This window comes from Flavobacterium sp. TR2, assembly GCF_025252405.1.
Classification (GTDB): domain Bacteria; phylum Bacteroidota; class Bacteroidia; order Flavobacteriales; family Flavobacteriaceae; genus Flavobacterium.
In genome coordinates this window covers 666,350-684,919 of the sequence record NZ_CP104307.1, presented here as the reverse complement: position 1 = coordinate 684,919, position 18,570 = coordinate 666,350, and the positions used below count along the sequence as shown (strand labels likewise).

Below are 18,570 nucleotides of genomic sequence, written 5' to 3'. Positions count from 1 at the left end.
TATTTAAGTTTCGGTTTTTTTTATAAATTACATTTTAATTTAAGGTTATGAATTCAGGAATAAACATCAGAAAAATAGAATCCAAAGACCTAGACTTTGTCTACAAATCAATATGCGAACTAGAAAATGAAGTTTTAGATTTTAAAGTTTTCGAAGTGATATTCAATGAAAATATTTCAAATCCTAGAAATCTCTATCTAATTGCAGAAAACGAAACAGACAGATTAGGTTTTATCAGCTTCCATACCCAAAATCTTTTGCATCATTGCGGATTGGTAGGAGAAATTCAAGAGTTTTTTATTTGTCAAAAATATCGCGGTCAAGGCGTTGGAAGATTATTGGTAAATGAAATTCTAGATTTTGCTGAGCAAAATACTTTGAAAAGTATTGAAGTAACTACAAATAAAAAACGAGTAGAAAATGTAGCGATTTATGAAAATCTTGGCTTTACTTTGAGTCATAATAAATTTACGATTTATAAGTAATGACAGTAGAAAAAGCCAAAATAAGCGACAGCGAAATTCTTACCGAAATAACCAAAAAATCAAAAGCGTATTGGGGATATTCTGATGAGCAAATTCAGAAATGGGATAAAAAACTAACCATTTCTAAGGATTACATAAGTGAACATAACGTTTTTAAATTGGTTGATAATGATTTGATTATTGGTTACTATTCTTATGTCTTTAAAGATGAAAAAGTAATCGAACTCGATAATTTATTTGTTTTGCCAGATTATATTGGAAAAGGATTTGGGAAATATTTAGTTGTCGATTTCTTAAACCGAATTAAAGAAATCGGAATAGAAAAAATAACGCTCGATTCAGAGCCCAACGCTGAGAAATTTTACTTGAAAATGGGATTTGTAAAAGTTGGAGAATTCGAATCATCAATAAAAAACCGTTTCATGCCTATTATGGAAATGAAATTGTAATAGTAAACAGATTTGAAAAAATATAACGGAAGTTTTGTTCAGACGGAACAGCAATTGATTTTTTTGTTATTTAACCGCAAAGAGCACAAAACTTTGTGTTCATAGAAAAGCAAAAAACTTTGCGTAATCCTTTGCGAACTTTGCGGTTAAATTTAAAAGCATAAAAAAACCGAAGCAATTTTCACTTCGGTTTTCAATTTATCGGAATTTAGAATTTTCTATATTGGAATTAAAAATTTAATCCACCCATTTATAATATCTCGCTCCAATCAAAACAGGAATTTCTTTTTCGATTCGGTCCAAAACCCATTCGTTTTTCGGGGTTTTTACACTTTGTTTTTGTTCTTTTTTATGAAGGCTTTCATAAGTGTTGAAGTCAATTTCTGTGCTTCCAGCTAAATTTTCGAAAAGTTTCACATTCGCTAAAGCTGATTTCCATTCTGGTTGAATCGTTCCTTCAAAAACTTTTGATTTCGATCCGCTACCGTAAGCTAAGAAACCAAATTTAGTTCCAGAAATTTCTTTGCTTGTGTCGTTAAAATGAGCCAAAGTCGACAATAAGCCCATGAAAATAGAACCCGTGTAAAGGTTTCCAATTAAAGAAGAAGCCAATTCAGCAGGCTGTAATTTCTCAGTTACAAAACTTCTATAATCTTCCGATTTTGCAACTTCCTTAATTTTAGACTGATAATCTGCAGACGCAATATCGTCAGCAATAATTTTTTTGGCACTGTCTAAAGCGTAAATTTCAGATAACATTCGTCGCCCTTGGAAAGAATAAGGCAAGTGCATCACGATACTGTGCCAAGTGCTGTATAAAGTTTCGGTTGTGTTTTTTAATTTTTTGAATGAAAAGTAAGCATTTCGCGTACGATCCATGTAGCATTGGTTAGAATATTGTCCGTCAAAAACCGGCTGATCTTTGTGGATTTCGATTTCGGCTTCTAAATTATCAAACCAAGAATCGTTGTTTGCGTTTTTGGTTATTTCTTCTTTGGATATAGTTCTGTACGGTTTAAAGAAATCGAAAACACCTTTTGTACTCGTTGCCCAATTATCGTCAAAAGCAATAATTTTTGGGTTTGCAGCAATCAGCATCGCAACAGCTCCAGCACCTTGAGTGTATTCTCCGCCAGAATTTAAATCGTATTTTGCAAAATCAGATGTAACCACAATTGCTTTTTTCGTCGGATTCAGTTTTACAAAATCAAGACAATTTTGTAAAGCGTCAACTCCGCCAATGCAAGCAAAAGTAAAGTCCACCACATCGCATTCTGCTAATGAATCTTCGCCAAATTTCTGCTCCATTAAGCTAATTAAGTAAGAAGCAATTGGTTTTGAGCTGTCGACACCGCTTTCTGTACCGACATAGATTCGACTGATTTCTTTTAAGTCAATTTTATTCTCAATGATAAGTTTTGTCAAGGCATTTGCTCCAAAAACTACAGCGTCTTGATGAACGTCTGGGAAGGTCATTTTTAGTAATCCAAGACCTTTTTCTAGTTTTTCTGGCTCAATATTTCTGGCAATTGCCAAAGTTTTTATGGGTAAATGTATGTTTGCTACATCAAATGAAATAGCATCAATTCCTGTTTTCATTATTAATTTTTTGAGCCGCTAAAGGTAAAACTATGTTGTGGAATGACAATTTTTTACTCAGACAAAATTTGAGACGGTGAACACTTTTGAAGAAAATAAATTAAAAGTTTGAATAAAATAACAATATGATAAATTTTCGGTAATCTACTTAGTGCGTAAAATTTTCTTTAAGGCTTAAAAAGCAATGTTTTGAGGTTTTCTATAGTGAATTATTTTTTATCAGCTTCATTTGTGTACGTAAAAGTACGTAGGGAAGAGCTATTTTAAAATCATTATAAATAACAGCGAAATGGTTGTAGTTCTTTTGTAATTGAATTATTTTTGTCTAATTTTTTAAAATAAACTACTTAACACTTATGGCACAATCTGCACTATTGAATGCTTCCATTTTAAAGAAAGTAGCTATGGCTCTTTCGGGAATATTCTTAATCACGTTTTTAGCGCTGCATGTTTCCTTAAATTTTATCTCTATTATTAGTGAAGACGTTTTTAACGAGGCTTCTCACTTTATGGGATACAATCCGCTGATTCAGTATGTAATGCAGCCAATTTTGGCATTCGGAGTAATTTTCCACTTCGTAATGGGATTTATTCTGACGGCTCAAAACAGCGCGGCAAGACCAATTGCATACGCAAAATACAATGGAGCAGCAAACGCTTCTTGGAGTTCTAGAAATATGATTATTTCTGGATTGGTTATTTTGGCTTTCTTAGGATTGCATTTTTATGATTTCTGGTTTCCTGAAGTTACCTACAAATATATTGCAGGTACAGCACCAGATGCTACAAGGTATTATGGTGAGTTAGTTCACAAATTCCACGATCCAATTCGTACGGCATTGTACTGTGTGTCATTTATCCTTTTAGGATTCCACTTATGGCACGGGTTTGCATCTTCTCTTCAATCTGTAGGGATGTATAACAAATACTCTAGATTTTTAGCGAAAGTAGGTTACTGGTTTGCAGTTGTAGTTCCAGCACTTTTCGTAATTATCGCTTTATTTCATCATTTCAATAATTAATATCAATTATAATGGCATTAGATTCAAAAATTCCAAATGGTCCTATTGCGGACAAATGGACAAATTATAAAGATCATATTAATTTAGTAAATCCGGCTAACAAACGTAACTTAGATATTATTGTTGTTGGTACAGGTTTGGCTGGAGGTTCGGCTGCGGCTACTTTGGCTGAGTTAGGATATAACGTAAAAGCATTCTGCTTCCAAGATTCTCCACGTCGTGCGCACTCGATCGCTGCACAAGGAGGTATCAACGCGGCAAAAAACTATAAAGGTGACGGTGACTCAACTTACAGATTGTTTTATGATACTGTAAAAGGAGGCGATTACCGTGCACGTGAGGCAAACGTATATCGTTTGGCTGAAGTTTCTGCTAACATTATTGACCAATGTGTGGCTCAAGGGGTGCCATTGGCTCGTGAATACGGCGGACTTTTAGATAACCGTTCTTTTGGAGGAACTTTAGTTTCTCGTACATTCTACGCACAAGGACAAACTGGACAGCAATTGTTGTTAGGAGCTTATTCTGCAATGAACCGTCAGATTGGCCGTGGAAAAATTAAAATGTACAACCGTCACGAAATGCTTGACATTGTAATCGTGAATGGAAAAGCGAGAGGGATTATCGCTCGTAACTTAATCACTGGAGAAATAGAAAGACATTCTGCTCACGCGGTAGTAATTGGTTCTGGAGGATACGGAAACGTATTTTTCCTTTCAACAAATGCTATGGGAAGTAACGCAACAGCAGCTTGGAAAATTCATAAAAAAGGAGCATTTTTCGCAAATCCTTGTTACACGCAAATTCACCCAACTTGTATTCCAGTTTCAGGAGATCACCAGTCTAAATTGACTTTGATGTCTGAATCTTTACGTAATGACGGTCGTATTTGGGTACCAAAGAAAATTGAAGATGCTCAGGCAATCCGTGAAGGAAAGAAAAAAGCAATTGATTTATCTGAAGAAGAAAGAGATTATTTCTTGGAAAGAAGATATCCTGCTTTTGGTAACTTGGTTCCTCGTGACGTTGCGTCTCGTGCGGCTAAAGAAAGATGTGATGCTGGTTTTGGTGTTAACAAAACTGGAGAAGCAGTTTATCTTGATTTTGCGGCGGCTATCGAACGTTACGGAAAAGAAGCTGCTCACGTAAAAGGATTGAATGAAAATGACAAAGCTTTAGTTACTAAATTAGGAACTGATATCGTGAAAAGTAAATATGGAAACTTATTCCAAATGTACTTGAAAATCGTTGACGAAGATCCGTATGTAACGCCAATGATGATTTACCCGGCAGTTCACTACACAATGGGTGGAACATGGGTTGATTATAACTTAATGACTACAATTCCTGGATGTTTCTCAATTGGAGAATCTAACTTCTCTGACCACGGAGCAAACAGACTTGGAGCTTCTGCTTTAATGCAAGGTTTAGCTGATGGATACTTCGTATTGCCATACACTATCGGAGATTATTTAGCTCCAGATATTAAAATGGGACCAATTTCTACAGACTTGCCAGAATTCGTTGAAGCTGAGAAAGCAGTTGTAGATCAAATCAATAAATTTATCAATAACAACGGTAAACATTCTGTAGATTATTTCCACAAAAAACTTGGAAAGATCATGTGGAATAAAGTAGGTATGGCTCGTAATGCTAAAGGTTTAACTGAGGCTATCGAAGAAATTGCTGCTTTACGTGAAGAGTTTTATAGAGATGTAAAAGTTCCTGGAAACGCTAACGAATTTAATCAGGAATTGGAAAAAGCGACTCGTGTTGCCGATTTCTTAGAATTAGGAGAATTGTTTGCAAAAGATGCTTTACACCGTAACGAATCTTGTGGTGGTCACTTCCGTGAGGAGTATCAGACAGAAGAAGGAGAAGCACTTCGTGACGACGAAAACTTTGCATACGTTGCAGCTTGGGAATACAAAGGAAAACCAAGTGATGCAGTGTTGCACAAAGAACCTCTTAATTACGAAAACATTAAATTAGTTCAAAGAAGTTATAAATAAGAATTTGGTCGAAAGCCCAAAGTCTTAAAGTCAAAAGGCAAAATGCGCCAAGCGACTTTCGACTTTCGACTTTATGACTTTCAAACGAAAAAGGTATGAAACTTACATTAAAAATATGGCGTCAGAAAAACGCCCAAGATAAAGGAGGGATTGTAGAATATCCTATCGATGGAATCGAACCAGATATGTCTTTCCTTGAAATGTTAGACGTTCTTAACGAAGATCTAATCAACAAAGGACAAGAGCCTGTAGCATTTGACCACGATTGCCGCGAGGGAATCTGCGGAATGTGTTCTTTATTCATCAACGGTGAAGCGCACGGACCAGATAGAGGTGTTACGACTTGTCAGTTGCATATGCGTATGTTTAAAGATGGCGATACAATTTTTATCGAGCCATTTAGAGCAAAAGCTTTCCCAGTAATTAAAGATTTAGTAGTTGACAGAAGTTCTTTTGATAGAATCCAGCACGCTGGAGGATTTATTTCTGTAAACACTTCAGGAAACACAATCGATGCGAATACTATTCCAGTTCCAAAAGCTGATGCAGATAAGTCATTTGATGCTGCTGCTTGTATTGGTTGCGGAGCTTGTGTTGCAACTTGTAAAAACTCTTCAGCAATGTTATTCGTTTCTGCAAAAGTTTCTCAATATACATTATTGCCACAAGGTAAAGTGGAAGCAACTGATCGTGTATTAAACATGGTTCACCAAATGGATTTAGAAGGTTTCGGTAACTGTACAAACACGGGAGCTTGTGAAATCGAATGTCCAAAAGGAATTTCGCTTGAAAATATCGCACGTATGAACCGTGAGTATTTAGCAGCAAGCTTGAAAGGATAATACACAATTTAGTATATTTAAAAAAAACGCATCAGCCACGGTTGATGCGTTTTTTGTTTTCTATTCATAGAACAATTGTGAAGCGCTAATTTCTTCTTTCTTCTGTCCTTCTTTTTGAATAAAGCATTTTAAAGCTGTACCGCCAGTTAAATCAAAATAGCTGATGTTGAGTTTGTGAACCCCCTTTTCTAGTTTAACAGCGCCATAAGCTTCGTTCATCCAATGAAGGCCATCGTTGTCCCCAATTAATTCATCGTCTATAAAAAGCTTTGATCCGTCATCTGAAAGTGTCGAAAAAGTATAATTTCCCGTTTCTGGTATAAAGACATATCCGCTAAATTTTAAGCCGATATAGCGCTCTAATTTCGTTTTCCATTTTTCTGCACTGATTTTGCCTTCTAAAATTCCCGAATTGACAGGTTTTGAAAGTTCTAGATCTTGTGTTTGTTTAAACGTTCCTGTAAAATACTCGTATTTCAAACCCTTTTTCTTTGGCTGGATCGCAAGTGAAGGTTTTTGATCCGAATTTCTAACAATGATTTTGTTGATGGAACTTCTTTTTCCGCTTTCGCTAATTTGAATCGTTTTGATAACTCGATATTCTCCCTTTGGGATATTTACTGTCACGGGATTTTGGTAAAGGTTTGCCGTTTCATCAGGATTGTAACCGTCAATCGTGTAAAAGATCTTTCCGTTTTTAATGGTCGGTTTTACCTCCAAAATATATTTTGATGCAATTAAAGCTGTTTCATCTGCACCAAAAGGCGTTGGAACTTTGTATAATCTGCTTGCTGCTTCTAATTTTTCTAAATGATAAGGCAGCTGGTTTTGAATGAAATGATTGTAGTTTTTGTTTTGAGGTTCGGTCCAAGCAATTTCAGCCAAGGCAAAAACTCGAGGATAAAGCATATAATTTAATTTCGCCGCATTTGTTAAATATTCTGACCAAAGATTAGCTTGAACTCCAAGAATATATTTTTGTTCTTCGACATTTAAACTGTCAACGGGAGTCGGGTTGTAATGATAGACTTTTTCTAAAGTGCTTAATCTGCCAACAGTAAGCGGTTCGTTTGGCGAATAGCCTTGGTTATAATCAAAATAGACCGTTGCTTCTGGAGTCATTACGACTGGATGTTTTAATTTTGCCGCATGAATCCCGCCCGATTCTCCGCGCCAAGACATCACAGCTGCGTTTGGCGCCAATCCGCCTTCTAAGATTTCATCCCAGCCAAAAATCTGTCTTCCATTCGCATTCAGAAATTTTTCAATTCTTTTAATAAAATAGCTTTGCAGTTCGTGTTCGTCTTTTAGACCGAGATCTTTAATTCGCTTTTGGCAATTCGGACAAGCTTTCCATCTGGTTTTTGGACATTCGTCTCCGCCAACATGAATGTTTTTACTCGGAAAAAGAACCATCACTTCTGTCAAAACATCTTCTAAAAAAGTAAAAGTTTCGTCTTTTCCTGCGCAGAAAACATCTTCAAAAACACCCCATGATGTTGCAACTTTATAATTTCGGTCCGGAAAACAAGCCAAATTCGGATAAGCTGTAACAGCTGCCGAGGCGTGACCTGGCATTTCGATTTCTGGAATAATATTTACATAATGATCTTCGGCAAATTTCACTACGTCTTTAATTTCTTCCTGAGTATAAAATCCGCCGTATGGATTTCCGTCAAAAAAGAATGGCGATCTTTCAAATTTATTGCCGACTAAAGTCTCTGCTCTTTTTGAACCGATTTCTGTAAGTTTTGGGTATTTTTTAATCTCAATTCTCCATCCTTGATCGTCTGTTAAGTGCCAATGAAAGTTGTTTAGCTTATAACAAGACATTTGTCTGATAAAATCTTTTATGACATCAACAGAGAAAAAATGGCGGCAAACGTCTAAATGCAAGCCTCGGTAAGAATATCGGGGCGAATCTTCGATGATTAGGCACGGAATTTTAATTTCTGTCCCCGAAGGCCTGTTTGGAAGAAGCTGCAATAAAGATTGGATAGCATAAAAAAGCCCTTCTTCTTTTCCTGAAACTGAAATTTTGTTCGAGGCAATTTCAATTTTATAGCTCTCTTTTGATTTGAAATTTACATCTGAATTAAGTTCAATTTTGATATTTGATTTTTTGGGATTGGATTTTGAGTTGAATGCCGATTCTAAAATTTCAGCCGATTTTAATTCCTTTTCGCTATAATTTTTGTTTTTAAAAAGAACCTCAATTTTTCCATTTATCCGAATGCTGTCGCCCGTCAGCTGATACAAATTCGGAGCGGGAATTATGGTTGTATTCTGCTGGGAATTTTGAGCATTTCCGTTCAAAAAAGAAAGGGTGAAAAATAAAAAGAGGAATTTTTTCATAAGTGAAAAACTTTAAATTTTTATTAAAAAGGAATTTTTAAAGATATGCAAATGGTTTTAAAACTAATGTATTGGAATTTTTTATTGCCAAATACAATTTTTGATTTGAACGAATTATGTGCTGAAATGTTTATTTTTGTAAGTAGAAAAAAATAATTGGGCATGAGCACTGAAAATGAAGTTTTAAATTACAGTAAAGAAGAACGTAAAAATCATATTCTAAAAGAGATCAACCTGCATACGCGTGTTAGTTTTGAAACTCTTTCGGCTAAACTTGGTGTTTCTGAAGATACTGTGCGACGTGATATAAACGAACTTGACGCCGAATCGCTTATCATCAAAGTAAAAGGCGGCGCGATGACCAAAGGATATCACTACTCTTCGTTGAATCAGACTTATGCTGTAGAAGCCAAACAGGTTATTGCCCAAAAAGCAGTCGATCTTCTTCATGATGGTATGGTTTTAATTGTTGATGGAGGAACAACCATCCGCGAGTTTATCCGATTAATACCAAATGATCTTAATCTGACCGTTTTTACGATCACCGCTTTGACTGCAGTGCAGCTTTTAGATAAGCCAAACATCAAAACCATTATGATTGGCGGAAGCATTTCTTCTTACAGCCAGATGTGTGTGAGCGGGGAAGCTTTTCATCAATTAGCCAGCATAAAAGCCGATCTCTTGGTTTTAGGAACAAATGCGCTTGATATAGATGGAGGCTATTCTGATTCTGATTGGGAAACGGTTCAGGTAAAAAAAGCCATGATTAATGCTTCTAAAAAAACAGCGGTCCTGACTATTACAGAGAAATTGAATACCGTTCTTAAAATGAAAATTGCCAATTTGTCTGATATAAATTATGTAATTACAGAGGTAGAGCCGACTCATGCAAAACTAAAATCTTATAAAACCGCTGTTCCGAGTCTTGTTGTTGTCTAATTTCAAAGTGTTTTTGACTTTCATACCATTATAAAAATGAGAATTGCTTTAATTCAAACCGATCTTTTTTGGCAGAATGCCGGTAAAAACAGAGAAAACTTTGATTCCAAAATCAATGAAATTAGTTCGCAAGTAGATTTGATCGTGCTTCCAGAAATGTTTTCTACAGGATTTACTATGGATGCTTCGGAAGTTGCCGAAACCATGCAGGGCGAAACGATCGAATGGATGAAGCTGAAAGCAAAGCAAAAAAATGCAGCGATTACAGGAAGTGTTGTCATTACAGAAAATGGAAAATATTACAATAGAATGTTTTTTGTTTTTCCTTCTGGCGAAATTCAATATTACGATAAAAGACATTCTTTTTCTCTCGCAGGCGAAGACAAGGTGTATACGCGTGGAGATCAAAAAGTAATTGTAAATTATCTGGATTGGAAAATATGCCTTCAGATTTGCTACGATTTGAGATTTCCGGTTTTTGTTCGAAATGCAGAAAATTACGACCTGATTTTGTATGTGGCTAATTGGCCAAAAGTGCGTACCAATGCTTGGGATGCTTTGCTAAAAGCTCGAGCAATAGAAAATCTTTCTTATGTAATTGGAGTTAACAGAATAGGGAACGATGCTCACGATTATGAACATATCGGCCATTCGCAGGCGATAGATTTCTTAGGTAATTATATTTTAGAGCCACAAGAAAAAAATGGTGTCTTTGTCGTAGAATTGGACAAAAACACCATGTATGAAACGCGTAAAAAATTAGACTTTTTAAGCGATAGAGATCAGTTTGAAATCAAGTTTTAGAAAGCTTTCCGTTTCTTTTCTGCGTCTTTTCTCTTTTTATCGTCTTGTTTTTTCTCCACTTCTGGATTAAACGGAATACTCAAGTCGATGGTTTCGTTTCGATCCCAATTGGCGCGAACATCAAATTCTTCCTGATTGTAAAACACTTCTTCAGAATATTTTTTCTCTAAGAAATTACCAGTATCGTACTGTTTGTTTTTGTTGTCGTCGTAGATAATTCGGACTGTAAAAACGTCGGGCTGCAGCAAATTGAATTCTAGTGTTGTTGCGCCTTCAGAATATCCTTCGGCTAAAACAACATCTCCTTTTTTGTTGGTCAATTCTACAATGATAGGAAAACGCTTTACATTTTTCAGATTCAGTATAATATTTCCGTAATCGGCATATTCTTTAGTGCTGAGTTTGTACGATAAAGTGTCGTTTGTTTTTTCGTAAAAATCGGTCAAAGCGCCAGGCAAGAAAGTGAAGCTATACTTGTCTAGAGGCTCTTTTTTGAAATCAACATAAAGTTTCTGCTCAAACTCGTCATATTCTGTGGTATAAGGCACAGCAACAGAATCCTTGTTAACCAATCTGATTTTAGATTTGTCAAATTTTACCAATGGCGTTTCGGTTTCCAATGTAAAACGCTCTCTAAAATTAATCACGCCGTTTTGTATCGCTTTGATATTTAAAGTGTCTTTTTTTAAGGCTTTAATTTTGAACGAAAACTTTTTATTATAGCTTCCTTTCTCAACCTCCATCGATAATGAGTCTGCTTTTATTGGCTTATACCAAACTTGAAGCGAATCTTTTTTAGGAAATTGAGTTACAATGGTTTCCAAAACTTCGCTGCCGTTTTTAAGCGTAATTTTTGGTTTTGAATTTTTGAAATTCTGTTTCCCTTCATACGGAAGATACAAACGGTTTCCAGAAGCCTGAATAGGTTTGAAGGCCTTTAGCGGAAGCGTTTCCTTAAACAATTCCAACTCATAGACAGTATCTGACGGAACTGTAATGTAGTTTTTTAAAAAACCGATTTTATCATCTTTCGGATTAAATTTATTGTTTGATCCTTTGTCTTTTAAAGCAACCAAAAGATATTTTCCTTCTTTTAGATTTTCAAACTGAAAAGTTCTCATACTATCCAAAGTGTTGGTAATGTAACGCGGAAATTCTTTGTAAATGGTAGAATCTTTAAACTTGTCATTTACTTCGTAAAGCATCACAGAAACAAAATTGTCAACATACTTTCCGTAAGCATCTTTGATTCTTCCGTTTAATTTGAGCGAATCAATATGCGGTCCTGTTGAGAAGATGTATTTGAACTGATTTAAAGCATTTCCTTCATTATTATCTTGAATTGCTTGTCCGAAATTTAAACTATAAGTAGTGTTTGGCAGCAAAGTGTCTCGAAGTTCAATTTTTACAAATTTACTGACAGTCGAAGGCGTGATTTGCGGCTCGTTTTTTAAAGGGGGCGAAATAATCAGCTGTTTATTGGTGTTTTTAAGTTTGATGTATTCGTCAAAATTTAAAGTGATCGTGTTTCCTTTAAAATCGGTTGTAAAATTTTTAGGAACGCTAGATACTAAAACAGGAGGCAAAGTATCTTTTAAACCGCCGGTAATGCTGCCTCTTTTGGCGCAGCTTATCATTGATATTAAAATTATAAATGCAATGTATTTTAGAGTGTTTTTCAACATAACGGTTTTTCAATTTGATTGCACAAAATAACAATTATATTTGCTTTAATTGAAATTTTTTATCCATTTATTAGGATTTGGAACTTTTACGAATCTTCTGAAAAAATTAATGTTTCGGACATTTTTGAAATGATATAATTTCTTACTTTTGATCTAAAATGTAATTTCCTAAGTTTTGTTCAAGCGATTTTTTCCAGTTTTGTTTCTCTTTTTGATGTTATCATGCACTAAAAGCGAAAAACCTGCAATCTCCTTTTATTACTGGAAAACGATGTTGAAATTTTCAAAAGCCGAAAAGGAAGTTTTGAATGAGAATAATGTTCAAAAACTTTATGTGAGGTATTTTGATATTGGGCTCCATCCAGAATCAGATTTTCCAATTCCCATCAGCCCCATTCGATTTCAAGAAAAACCAAAAGGATATACTGTCGTTCCTGTAGTTTTTATTCAGAATAAAGTTATGCTGCAGGCCAATTTGGATATAGAGAATCTGGCTCAAAAAACTTTTGATTTTATAGAACAGATCAATTTCAAAAACAAAATTTCTTGTCAGGAAATTCAAATTGATTGCGATTGGACATTAAAAAGCAAGGAGAATTATTTGAAGTTTATAGAGGTTTTTAAAAAACTGTCGAAAAAGAAACTTTCAGCGACCATTCGATTGCATCAGGTGAAATATTTCAAAAAAACAAAAATTCCAAATGTAGATTCTGGTGTTCTGATGTATTATAATATGGGGTCGATTGCTCCAGACTCGCTCAATTCTATTTACGACCAGAAAGTGGCAGAGCGCTACCTTAAAAGCTTAAAGAGGTATCCGCTGCATCTCGATTTTGCATTTCCAATTTATTCTTGGGGAGTTCACATCAGAGAAAATAAAGTGATTGGGCTTCGTGCTAAAATCAATAGCGCAATGCTAGGGAAAGATCCTAATTTTGAAAAAGTAAGTTCGATTTTTTTTAGGGCAAAACATTCCAATTATAAAAATGGTGTTTTTTATGAAAAAAATGATCTCTTGAAAATAGAAGAAATTAAAGCTGAAGATTTAAAAGAAATGGCAGAAGATTTGCAGGATAATCTTGTCGAAAAGCCAAACGAAATTATATTTTACGATTTAGACGAATTCAATTTAAACAATTATGAAAAGAATATTTTTGAGCAAGTTATTTCTTGTTTCTAGTGCCGTTTTGCTTTCTGCATTCGGTATTGCATACGCCTGCGCGGATGGAGATTGGGATTATTTCGGGTCTTATAACTCAAATTTTACACCAGAAACTTTTGCAGACAAGTCATACTCGCCTCTGTTTTTATCAGGCGGTATTTTTTATGGAATTGGTTTTGACACCCAGCATAATTCGCGTTTTAACAAAAATATAAAATCAGATTGGGCAGACTATCTTAAAGGAAAAGCAGATACGACAACAGTAAATTACTTTTTGATTGGAGATGAAAAGCCAAGATATTATTCGGATGAAAAAGAGGCTATCAAAAACAAACAAGAAGTAGCCGATCTGCACGTTTTTTACAAAACAAAAAAAGAAAACAAAAGCTCTCAAAAATGGGGTAAAAAGCTGAATCTGAAAGATGAGAAAGTAAAAAACTTTATTGAATTTTTGTACTTGGCTCAAAAAATAGAAACAGTTTCTATTGGAGACGATTATTGGAGCTATGATCCTGTTGTGGCAAAAACTTTCAATGATGCCAAAATGATTCAGTCAATAGAAAATGTATACAATACTCTGTCTGACCCATTTTTGAAAAACAGGTATTGGTTCCTGACTATGAAAGCACGTTTTTATAGCAATAACAAACAGAAAGCAATTGACTTTTTTAATAAAACCGAAAGTTCTGTCCCAAAGAATACTTTGTATTATCGTGCTTTGGCGTATGTTGCCGGAATTAATTATAAGCAGAATAAATTTGCTACTTCGAACTATTTATATGCTCAGGTTTTTGACAAATGTCCAGAATTGAGAGTTGTTACAGCTTATAGTTTTAAACCAAAAAATGAGTCGGACTGGACAAAAGCGCTGGCAATGGCAAAAAATAATAAAGAAAGAGCAGCGCTTTGGGCCATACATGGATATTACAAAGATGAAAAACAGGCGATTGAGAAAATCTACGAGTTAGATCCAAAAAGCGAGCATTTAAATTATCTTGGAACGAGATTGGTTAATTCGCTGGAGCAAAAAATAAACAACTCATTTCAGGTGAGCAGCTCAGATTACAGCAAGCCGCCGACACCTCAAACTGTTGCAGAGAATAAAACGGAGAACAAATCAAAAGTTGACAACAGCGCAGTTGATTTGATTGCAAAAATTTCTGCTGCCGGAAATACCGAAAAACCATATTTATGGGATATGGCAATTGGGTATCTTCAAACGCTAAAAGGCGATTATGCCAATGCAGATAAGAATTATAATAAAGCAGAAAAGACGCTTCCAAAAACGGAATTGGCTAAGTACCAAATAAGATTATTGCGTTTTGTGAATAATTTGAGCAAAATAGATAAGCTGACAGACAAAAATGAAAAAACACTTCTAGCCGATTTGAATTGGCTTTATAATGAACTTCCAAAAAATTATAAGGGGCAAGAATTTCGTTATCAAAATGCTTCGTCATGGAGCAGAAGCTATTTGTCAAATCTTTATAAAGAAAAAGGGGATTTGGTTATGGCTGAAATTTTTGGCGAATCACGTTATAGTTATTGGAACGATGGAAATGCATTTTATGATGATGAAAAAAAGCTGCTAGGCATTAAATCGTTTTTGGCTAAGCCAAATAAATCTGAAATAGAGAATATTGGCGCTGGAATTTATAGCCTAAAACTGAAAGACATTAATAATTTTCAGGCAGTTCAGTCGACGTTTAAGAATAAAATCCCGGAAGCGATCGAATTTATGAAACAAACAGATTCGGTTCAATATTATAAGTTTTTAGGGAATCCGTTTAACGGAAACATAAAAGACTGTCACGATTGCGAACACGCAGCGTATCAGAAAAGAAAATATACTTTCATGGATTTCTTAACTACAGTAAAAGAAATGCAGGATAAATTGGCTCAGAAAGAAGATGTTTACACAAACAGTCTTTTGTTAGGAAATGCGTTTTATAATATTTCTCATTTTGGAAACGGAAGAACTTTTTATGAAAACAATATTGTAGGTTATGGTTCTAGCCCATATTCATTTAGAGATGCAATGAAAGAAATGATTACAAACAATTCTGTTTCTAAAATGTATTATCAAAAAGCTTTTGAAGCAGCTTCAAACAAAGAGCAAAAAGCAAAATGTCTGTATCTGATTTCGAAATGTGAAAGAAATGAGTATTACAATAAAAAATATAATAATGTAAACAGCTATTGGGAAATTCAAGACGATAAAGTTAATTTTATTGCTTGGAACTCATTCAAAGCTTTAAGAAAAGACTATTCTGATACCAAATATTATCAGGATGTAATTGCAGAATGCGGTTATTTTAAGACCTATATAAATCAATAATTGAAGCAATGGTAAACAAAATAGAACATATCGGAATTGCAGTAAAAAATATGGACGATGCCAATGTTTTGTTCGAAAAAATGCTTGGCGTTCCGTCTTATAAAATGGAAGCTGTAGAAAGCGAAGGCGTCTTAACGTCTTTTTTTCAAACGGGAAATAATAAAATCGAACTTTTGGTGGCGACCAATCCAGAAAGTCCAATTGCTAAATTTTTGGAGAAAAAAGGCGAAGGAATCCATCACATTGCTTTTGATGTTGATGATATCGAGGCTGAAATTGCCAGATTAAAAAACGAAGGTTTTGTCTTGATTAACGAAACTCCAAAGAAAGGAGCCGATAATAAATTGGTCGTTTTTCTGCATCCAAAGAACACAAATGGCGTTTTGGTAGAGCTTTGCCAAGAAATTAAATAAAAAAAAAGTCATTTTAATTTTTGAATAAGATGTTGAAAATCAATTTTGTCCTTTGAGATTCGGCAAAAGTTTTAAAATTAAATTAAAATGATGTCTTAAAATATTTGGAGTGAATGAAAAATAGTAGTAATATTGCATCCTCTAAACCGGTCCTATAGCTCAGCTGGTTAGAGCACCTGACTCATAATCAGGTGGTCCCTGGTTCGAGCCCAGGTGGGACCACTCTTTTAGAAACACAAAGCCTTTACAGAAATGTAGAGGCTTTTTTTGTTTTTGATGCTTTTTAAAATCTGAAAATTGAAATTTTGGAACTTCTTAATTGAATCTTTAATCCTTTAAAATGTTTTAACTTTATCCATCCGAAACAAATTTAATCTTCAGATGGATAGATTAACTCCCGAACAGAGGAGGAAAACTATGCAGGCGATAAAAAGCACTGCTACAAAAGGTGAAGTAAGGCTTGCTAAAGCTTTATGGAAATTAGGTCACAGATACCGAAAAAACAATAAAAAGGTATTTGGCAGGCCTGATCTTACTTTTGCCAAATATAAAATTGCCATTTTTGTTGACAGCGAATTTTTTCATGGGAAAAATTGGGATACAGAACAGCTCAGAATTAAAACAAATCGGGAATACTGGATTCCGAAAATAGAGAGAAATATACAGCGGGATGAGGAGGTCAACGCTTTCTTAATTGCTGAAAATTGGACCGTTTTGAGGTTTTGGAGCAAAGATATTGAGAAACACCTTGAGGTTTGTCTGGCAAAAATTGAAGGAGCAATTATGCTTTTGAGTATTTAAGCCTTTTCTGTTTTGAGTTGTTTGGCTTCGATTTTTTCAATGCATTTGAATATTTCAGATGCAAGTCTCTCAATAACTGGCATACTTACCGAATTTCCAGCTTGTTTGTAAAGGCTGGAATTAGAAATTTTAGGCAGCTTGTAATGGTCCGGAAAACCTTGAAAGCGAAAACATTCTCTAGGTGTCAATTTTCTAAAACCGAATTCTGTTGTGATAATTGGAACATTGTGTCCGCCAGTTCCCATATTGGCTGTAAGGGTAGGGCAGACTTCTCTTTTGTTTTCTCGTACATACTGCCTCCTGAACTGATAAATTCTGTCTTCTCTCACAACTGCTTCCTTCAGCATATTGTACATATATTTGTCTTCGGTGTAATAGAATTTTTTATCGACTTTTTCTTGCGTGATTAAATCGGTGACTTTTTTGGTTAACTCTTCTTTTTTAGGAAAATTAAACTTAAAGCTTTTTTTTACGAAATTTTTATCAAAAGCAACCATGAAAATTCGCTCGCGATTATGAGGAATGTTTCCGAAATCTTTAGTGTTTAAAATGGCGCTGTCAAAAGTATAGTTGCGTTTTTTAATTTCGCGCTGAATAACTTTCATGGTATTTCCTTTGTCATGGTTTTTTAGGTTTTTAACATTTTCAAGAAATACCACCTTCGGTCTCATTTCATCAATAAAATCTAATATTTTAAAAAAATGATTTCCTCTGCTGTCTTTAAAACCTTTTCTGTGTCCGGCAAGAGAAAACGGCTGGCAAGGAAATCCGGCAGTAAGGATATCTATTTTATTGAGTTTTTTTACATCAAGCTGCATTACGTCGCCTTCAATTAGAGTATGCGCAAAATTGTTCTTATAAGTAACGCAGGCTTTTTTGTCAAATTCATTTGCCCATTCCAATTTGAATCCCGCATTTTCAAAACCTAAACAGATACCGCCTACGCCTGCATATAAACTTCCGACTGTATATTTGTTTTTCATTTGTTTTGTTGTGGTTGAAAGGGGTTTGGATTTTACAAATATATTAATTTGAAGATATTCTATTCTTGGTTTGGAAATGAATTGAGACTTTTTTGGAGTAAATTTGATGTTACTGTTTTTATTGCTGAAAAGGCATCTTTGTTAAAATCAGTAAATTCTGACAAACCGATAATCTTTGCGATAATAGTAGAAAAGCAAGATTTTCTTCTAGGACGTTTTCTGAAAAGGATTGGTGAAATTCTAAAAATAAAATGTTAAAATTTGTTTCTCCTTTTTTAATTTAAAAGTTGCTTTTCTGCGAAAAACTTATACTTTTGTCCAAGATTTTGGAGGTAGAAATGCTTTGTGAGAAATTTCTATTAAAGAATATTTATCAATAATTATCTAGACTTGCATTTTGCAATAGCTTGAATTTATGAAAAATCTAAAAGCCCCATTTTTAGTAATTGCCTTATTTTTATTAAATGTTTCATTAGTTGCGGCAAAAGAAGAACTTCCTGAGCCTGGTAATGCAACAAATACTATGGATGCCAGTGCAGATGACGATTGTCCCGCCTGTCCTCCTAAATTCCCAATAGATCAAAATATTAGTTTTCTCCTTGTGGGCGGTTTAGCTTTAGGAGGAGTTGCGATATATAGAAATTATACAAAAAAAGCTTCAGTTTAAACTGAAGCTTTTTT

The 18,570-nt window shown here is 34.7% G+C and carries 16 protein-coding genes and 1 tRNA gene; 13 read left to right on the top strand and 4 right to left on the bottom strand.

The genetic code is table 11. From position 1 onward, the window contains the following. The first annotated feature begins 47 nt into the window (after positions 1–47). Complete coding sequence (locus N4T20_RS03435) at positions 48–485, top strand: GNAT family N-acetyltransferase (protein ID WP_260671716.1); 438 nt, start codon at positions 48–50, stop codon at positions 483–485. Continuing rightward, on the top strand, positions 485–934 hold the full coding sequence (locus N4T20_RS03430) for a GNAT family N-acetyltransferase (RefSeq protein ID WP_260671715.1): 450 nt from the start codon (positions 485–487) through the stop codon (positions 932–934). The genes N4T20_RS03435 and N4T20_RS03430 overlap by 1 nt, the downstream gene beginning before the upstream one ends. Before the next feature lie 237 nt (positions 935–1,171). On the opposite strand, the gene N4T20_RS03425 is transcribed toward N4T20_RS03430, so the two are convergent. After that, on the bottom strand, positions 1,172–2,533 hold the full coding sequence (locus tag N4T20_RS03425; protein WP_260671714.1) for a hydroxymethylglutaryl-CoA synthase family protein: 1,362 nt from the start codon (positions 2,531–2,533) through the stop codon (positions 1,172–1,174). A gap of 356 nt (positions 2,534–2,889) precedes the next feature. Between N4T20_RS03425 and N4T20_RS03420 the strand changes: the two genes are divergently transcribed. The 3 genes from N4T20_RS03420 (at position 2,890) to N4T20_RS03410 (ending at position 6,409) form a co-directional block, all read left to right on the top strand. After that, complete coding sequence (locus tag N4T20_RS03420; protein ID WP_008465261.1) at positions 2,890–3,555, top strand: succinate dehydrogenase cytochrome b subunit; 666 nt, start codon at positions 2,890–2,892, stop codon at positions 3,553–3,555. Positions 3,556–3,566: 11 nt separating this feature from the next. Then, the gene (locus tag N4T20_RS03415; RefSeq protein ID WP_260671713.1) at positions 3,567–5,567 is read left to right on the top strand and encodes a fumarate reductase/succinate dehydrogenase flavoprotein subunit; all 2,001 of its coding nucleotides are present in this window, start codon (positions 3,567–3,569) and stop codon (positions 5,565–5,567) included. A 95-nt stretch (positions 5,568–5,662) separates the two neighbouring features. Beyond that, a complete protein-coding gene (locus N4T20_RS03410) occupies positions 5,663–6,409 on the top strand; it encodes a succinate dehydrogenase/fumarate reductase iron-sulfur subunit (RefSeq protein WP_260671712.1) in 747 nt (248 codons plus the stop codon). 60 nt (positions 6,410–6,469) lie between these two features. Here N4T20_RS03410 and N4T20_RS03405 read toward each other — a convergent pair whose 3' ends face one another. Next, the gene (locus tag N4T20_RS03405; RefSeq protein ID WP_260671711.1) at positions 6,470–8,764 is read right to left on the bottom strand and encodes a family 20 glycosylhydrolase; all 2,295 of its coding nucleotides are present in this window, start codon (positions 8,762–8,764) and stop codon (positions 6,470–6,472) included. A 162-nt stretch (positions 8,765–8,926) separates the two neighbouring features. Between N4T20_RS03405 and N4T20_RS03400 the strand changes: the two genes are divergently transcribed. Both N4T20_RS03400 and N4T20_RS03395 read left to right on the top strand, forming a co-directional pair. Next, positions 8,927–9,703 (top strand): DeoR/GlpR family DNA-binding transcription regulator, encoded by a 777-nt coding sequence (locus N4T20_RS03400; protein WP_260671710.1) that lies wholly within the window; start codon positions 8,927–8,929, stop codon positions 9,701–9,703. A 36-nt stretch (positions 9,704–9,739) separates the two neighbouring features. Next, positions 9,740–10,507: a nitrilase family protein gene (locus N4T20_RS03395; RefSeq protein WP_260671709.1), complete on the top strand. Its 768-nt coding sequence runs from the start codon at positions 9,740–9,742 to the stop codon at positions 10,505–10,507. Here N4T20_RS03395 and N4T20_RS03390 read toward each other — a convergent pair. Continuing rightward, positions 10,504–12,192, bottom strand: coding sequence for an Ig-like domain-containing protein (locus tag N4T20_RS03390; protein ID WP_260671708.1), 1,689 nt, complete (start codon positions 12,190–12,192; stop codon positions 10,504–10,506). The two genes, N4T20_RS03395 and N4T20_RS03390, sit on opposite strands and share 4 nt — an antisense overlap. A 271-nt stretch (positions 12,193–12,463) precedes the next feature. Here N4T20_RS03390 and N4T20_RS03385 point away from each other — a divergent pair, with 271 nt between their 5' ends. The 5 genes from N4T20_RS03385 to N4T20_RS03365 all read left to right on the top strand — a co-directional run bounded on the left by N4T20_RS03385 (position 12,464) and on the right by N4T20_RS03365 (position 16,906). Beyond that, positions 12,464–13,372 (top strand): hypothetical protein, encoded by a 909-nt coding sequence (locus N4T20_RS03385; protein WP_260671707.1) that lies wholly within the window; start codon positions 12,464–12,466, stop codon positions 13,370–13,372. Further along, positions 13,332–15,692, top strand: coding sequence for a hypothetical protein (locus N4T20_RS03380; RefSeq protein ID WP_260671706.1), 2,361 nt, complete (start codon positions 13,332–13,334; stop codon positions 15,690–15,692). The genes N4T20_RS03385 and N4T20_RS03380 overlap by 41 nt, the downstream gene beginning before the upstream one ends. Before the next feature lie 8 nt (positions 15,693–15,700). Further along, positions 15,701–16,105, top strand: coding sequence for a methylmalonyl-CoA epimerase (mce, locus tag N4T20_RS03375; RefSeq protein ID WP_260671705.1), 405 nt, complete (start codon positions 15,701–15,703; stop codon positions 16,103–16,105). A gap of 148 nt (positions 16,106–16,253) precedes the next feature. After that, positions 16,254–16,327 (top strand) — tRNA-Ile (locus tag N4T20_RS03370). A 159-nt stretch (positions 16,328–16,486) separates the two neighbouring features. Continuing rightward, positions 16,487–16,906, top strand: a complete 420-nt coding sequence (locus N4T20_RS03365) for a very short patch repair endonuclease (RefSeq protein ID WP_260671704.1) — start codon at positions 16,487–16,489, stop codon at positions 16,904–16,906. Here the strand turns inward: N4T20_RS03365 and N4T20_RS03360 are convergent. Then, the gene (locus tag N4T20_RS03360) at positions 16,903–17,889 is read right to left on the bottom strand and encodes a DNA cytosine methyltransferase (protein ID WP_260671703.1); all 987 of its coding nucleotides are present in this window, start codon (positions 17,887–17,889) and stop codon (positions 16,903–16,905) included. The two genes, N4T20_RS03365 and N4T20_RS03360, sit on opposite strands and share 4 nt — an antisense overlap. A gap of 415 nt (positions 17,890–18,304) precedes the next feature. On the opposite strand from N4T20_RS03360, the gene N4T20_RS03355 reads away from it, so the two are divergent. Then, positions 18,305–18,556: a hypothetical protein gene (locus N4T20_RS03355; RefSeq protein ID WP_260671702.1), complete on the top strand. Its 252-nt coding sequence runs from the start codon at positions 18,305–18,307 to the stop codon at positions 18,554–18,556. Positions 18,557–18,570 lie beyond the last annotated feature (14 nt).

Coding starts and splice junctions, on each gene's coding strand:
- N4T20_RS03415 (WP_260671713.1), top strand. CDS start 3,567: ATGGCATTAGATTCAAAAATTCCAAATGGTCCTATTGCGGACAAATGG.
- N4T20_RS03385 (WP_260671707.1), top strand. CDS start 12,464: ATGTTGAAATTTTCAAAAGCCGAAAAGGAAGTTTTGAATGAGAATAAT.
- mce (WP_260671705.1), top strand. CDS start 15,701: ATGGTAAACAAAATAGAACATATCGGAATTGCAGTAAAAAATATGGAC.
- N4T20_RS03420 (WP_008465261.1), top strand. CDS start 2,890: ATGGCACAATCTGCACTATTGAATGCTTCCATTTTAAAGAAAGTAGCT.
- N4T20_RS03405 (WP_260671711.1), bottom strand. CDS start 8,764: ATGAAAAAATTCCTCTTTTTATTTTTCACCCTTTCTTTTTTGAACGGA.
- N4T20_RS03380 (WP_260671706.1), top strand. CDS start 13,332: ATGAAAAGAATATTTTTGAGCAAGTTATTTCTTGTTTCTAGTGCCGTT.
- N4T20_RS03355 (WP_260671702.1), top strand. CDS start 18,305: ATGAAAAATCTAAAAGCCCCATTTTTAGTAATTGCCTTATTTTTATTA.
- N4T20_RS03430 (WP_260671715.1), top strand. CDS start 485: ATGACAGTAGAAAAAGCCAAAATAAGCGACAGCGAAATTCTTACCGAA.
- N4T20_RS03410 (WP_260671712.1), top strand. CDS start 5,663: ATGAAACTTACATTAAAAATATGGCGTCAGAAAAACGCCCAAGATAAA.
- N4T20_RS03435 (WP_260671716.1), top strand. CDS start 48: ATGAATTCAGGAATAAACATCAGAAAAATAGAATCCAAAGACCTAGAC.
- N4T20_RS03360 (WP_260671703.1), bottom strand. CDS start 17,889: ATGAAAAACAAATATACAGTCGGAAGTTTATATGCAGGCGTAGGCGGT.
- N4T20_RS03390 (WP_260671708.1), bottom strand. CDS start 12,192: ATGTTGAAAAACACTCTAAAATACATTGCATTTATAATTTTAATATCA.
- N4T20_RS03395 (WP_260671709.1), top strand. CDS start 9,740: ATGAGAATTGCTTTAATTCAAACCGATCTTTTTTGGCAGAATGCCGGT.
- N4T20_RS03400 (WP_260671710.1), top strand. CDS start 8,927: ATGAGCACTGAAAATGAAGTTTTAAATTACAGTAAAGAAGAACGTAAA.
- N4T20_RS03425 (WP_260671714.1), bottom strand. CDS start 2,533: ATGAAAACAGGAATTGATGCTATTTCATTTGATGTAGCAAACATACAT.
- N4T20_RS03365 (WP_260671704.1), top strand. CDS start 16,487: ATGGATAGATTAACTCCCGAACAGAGGAGGAAAACTATGCAGGCGATA.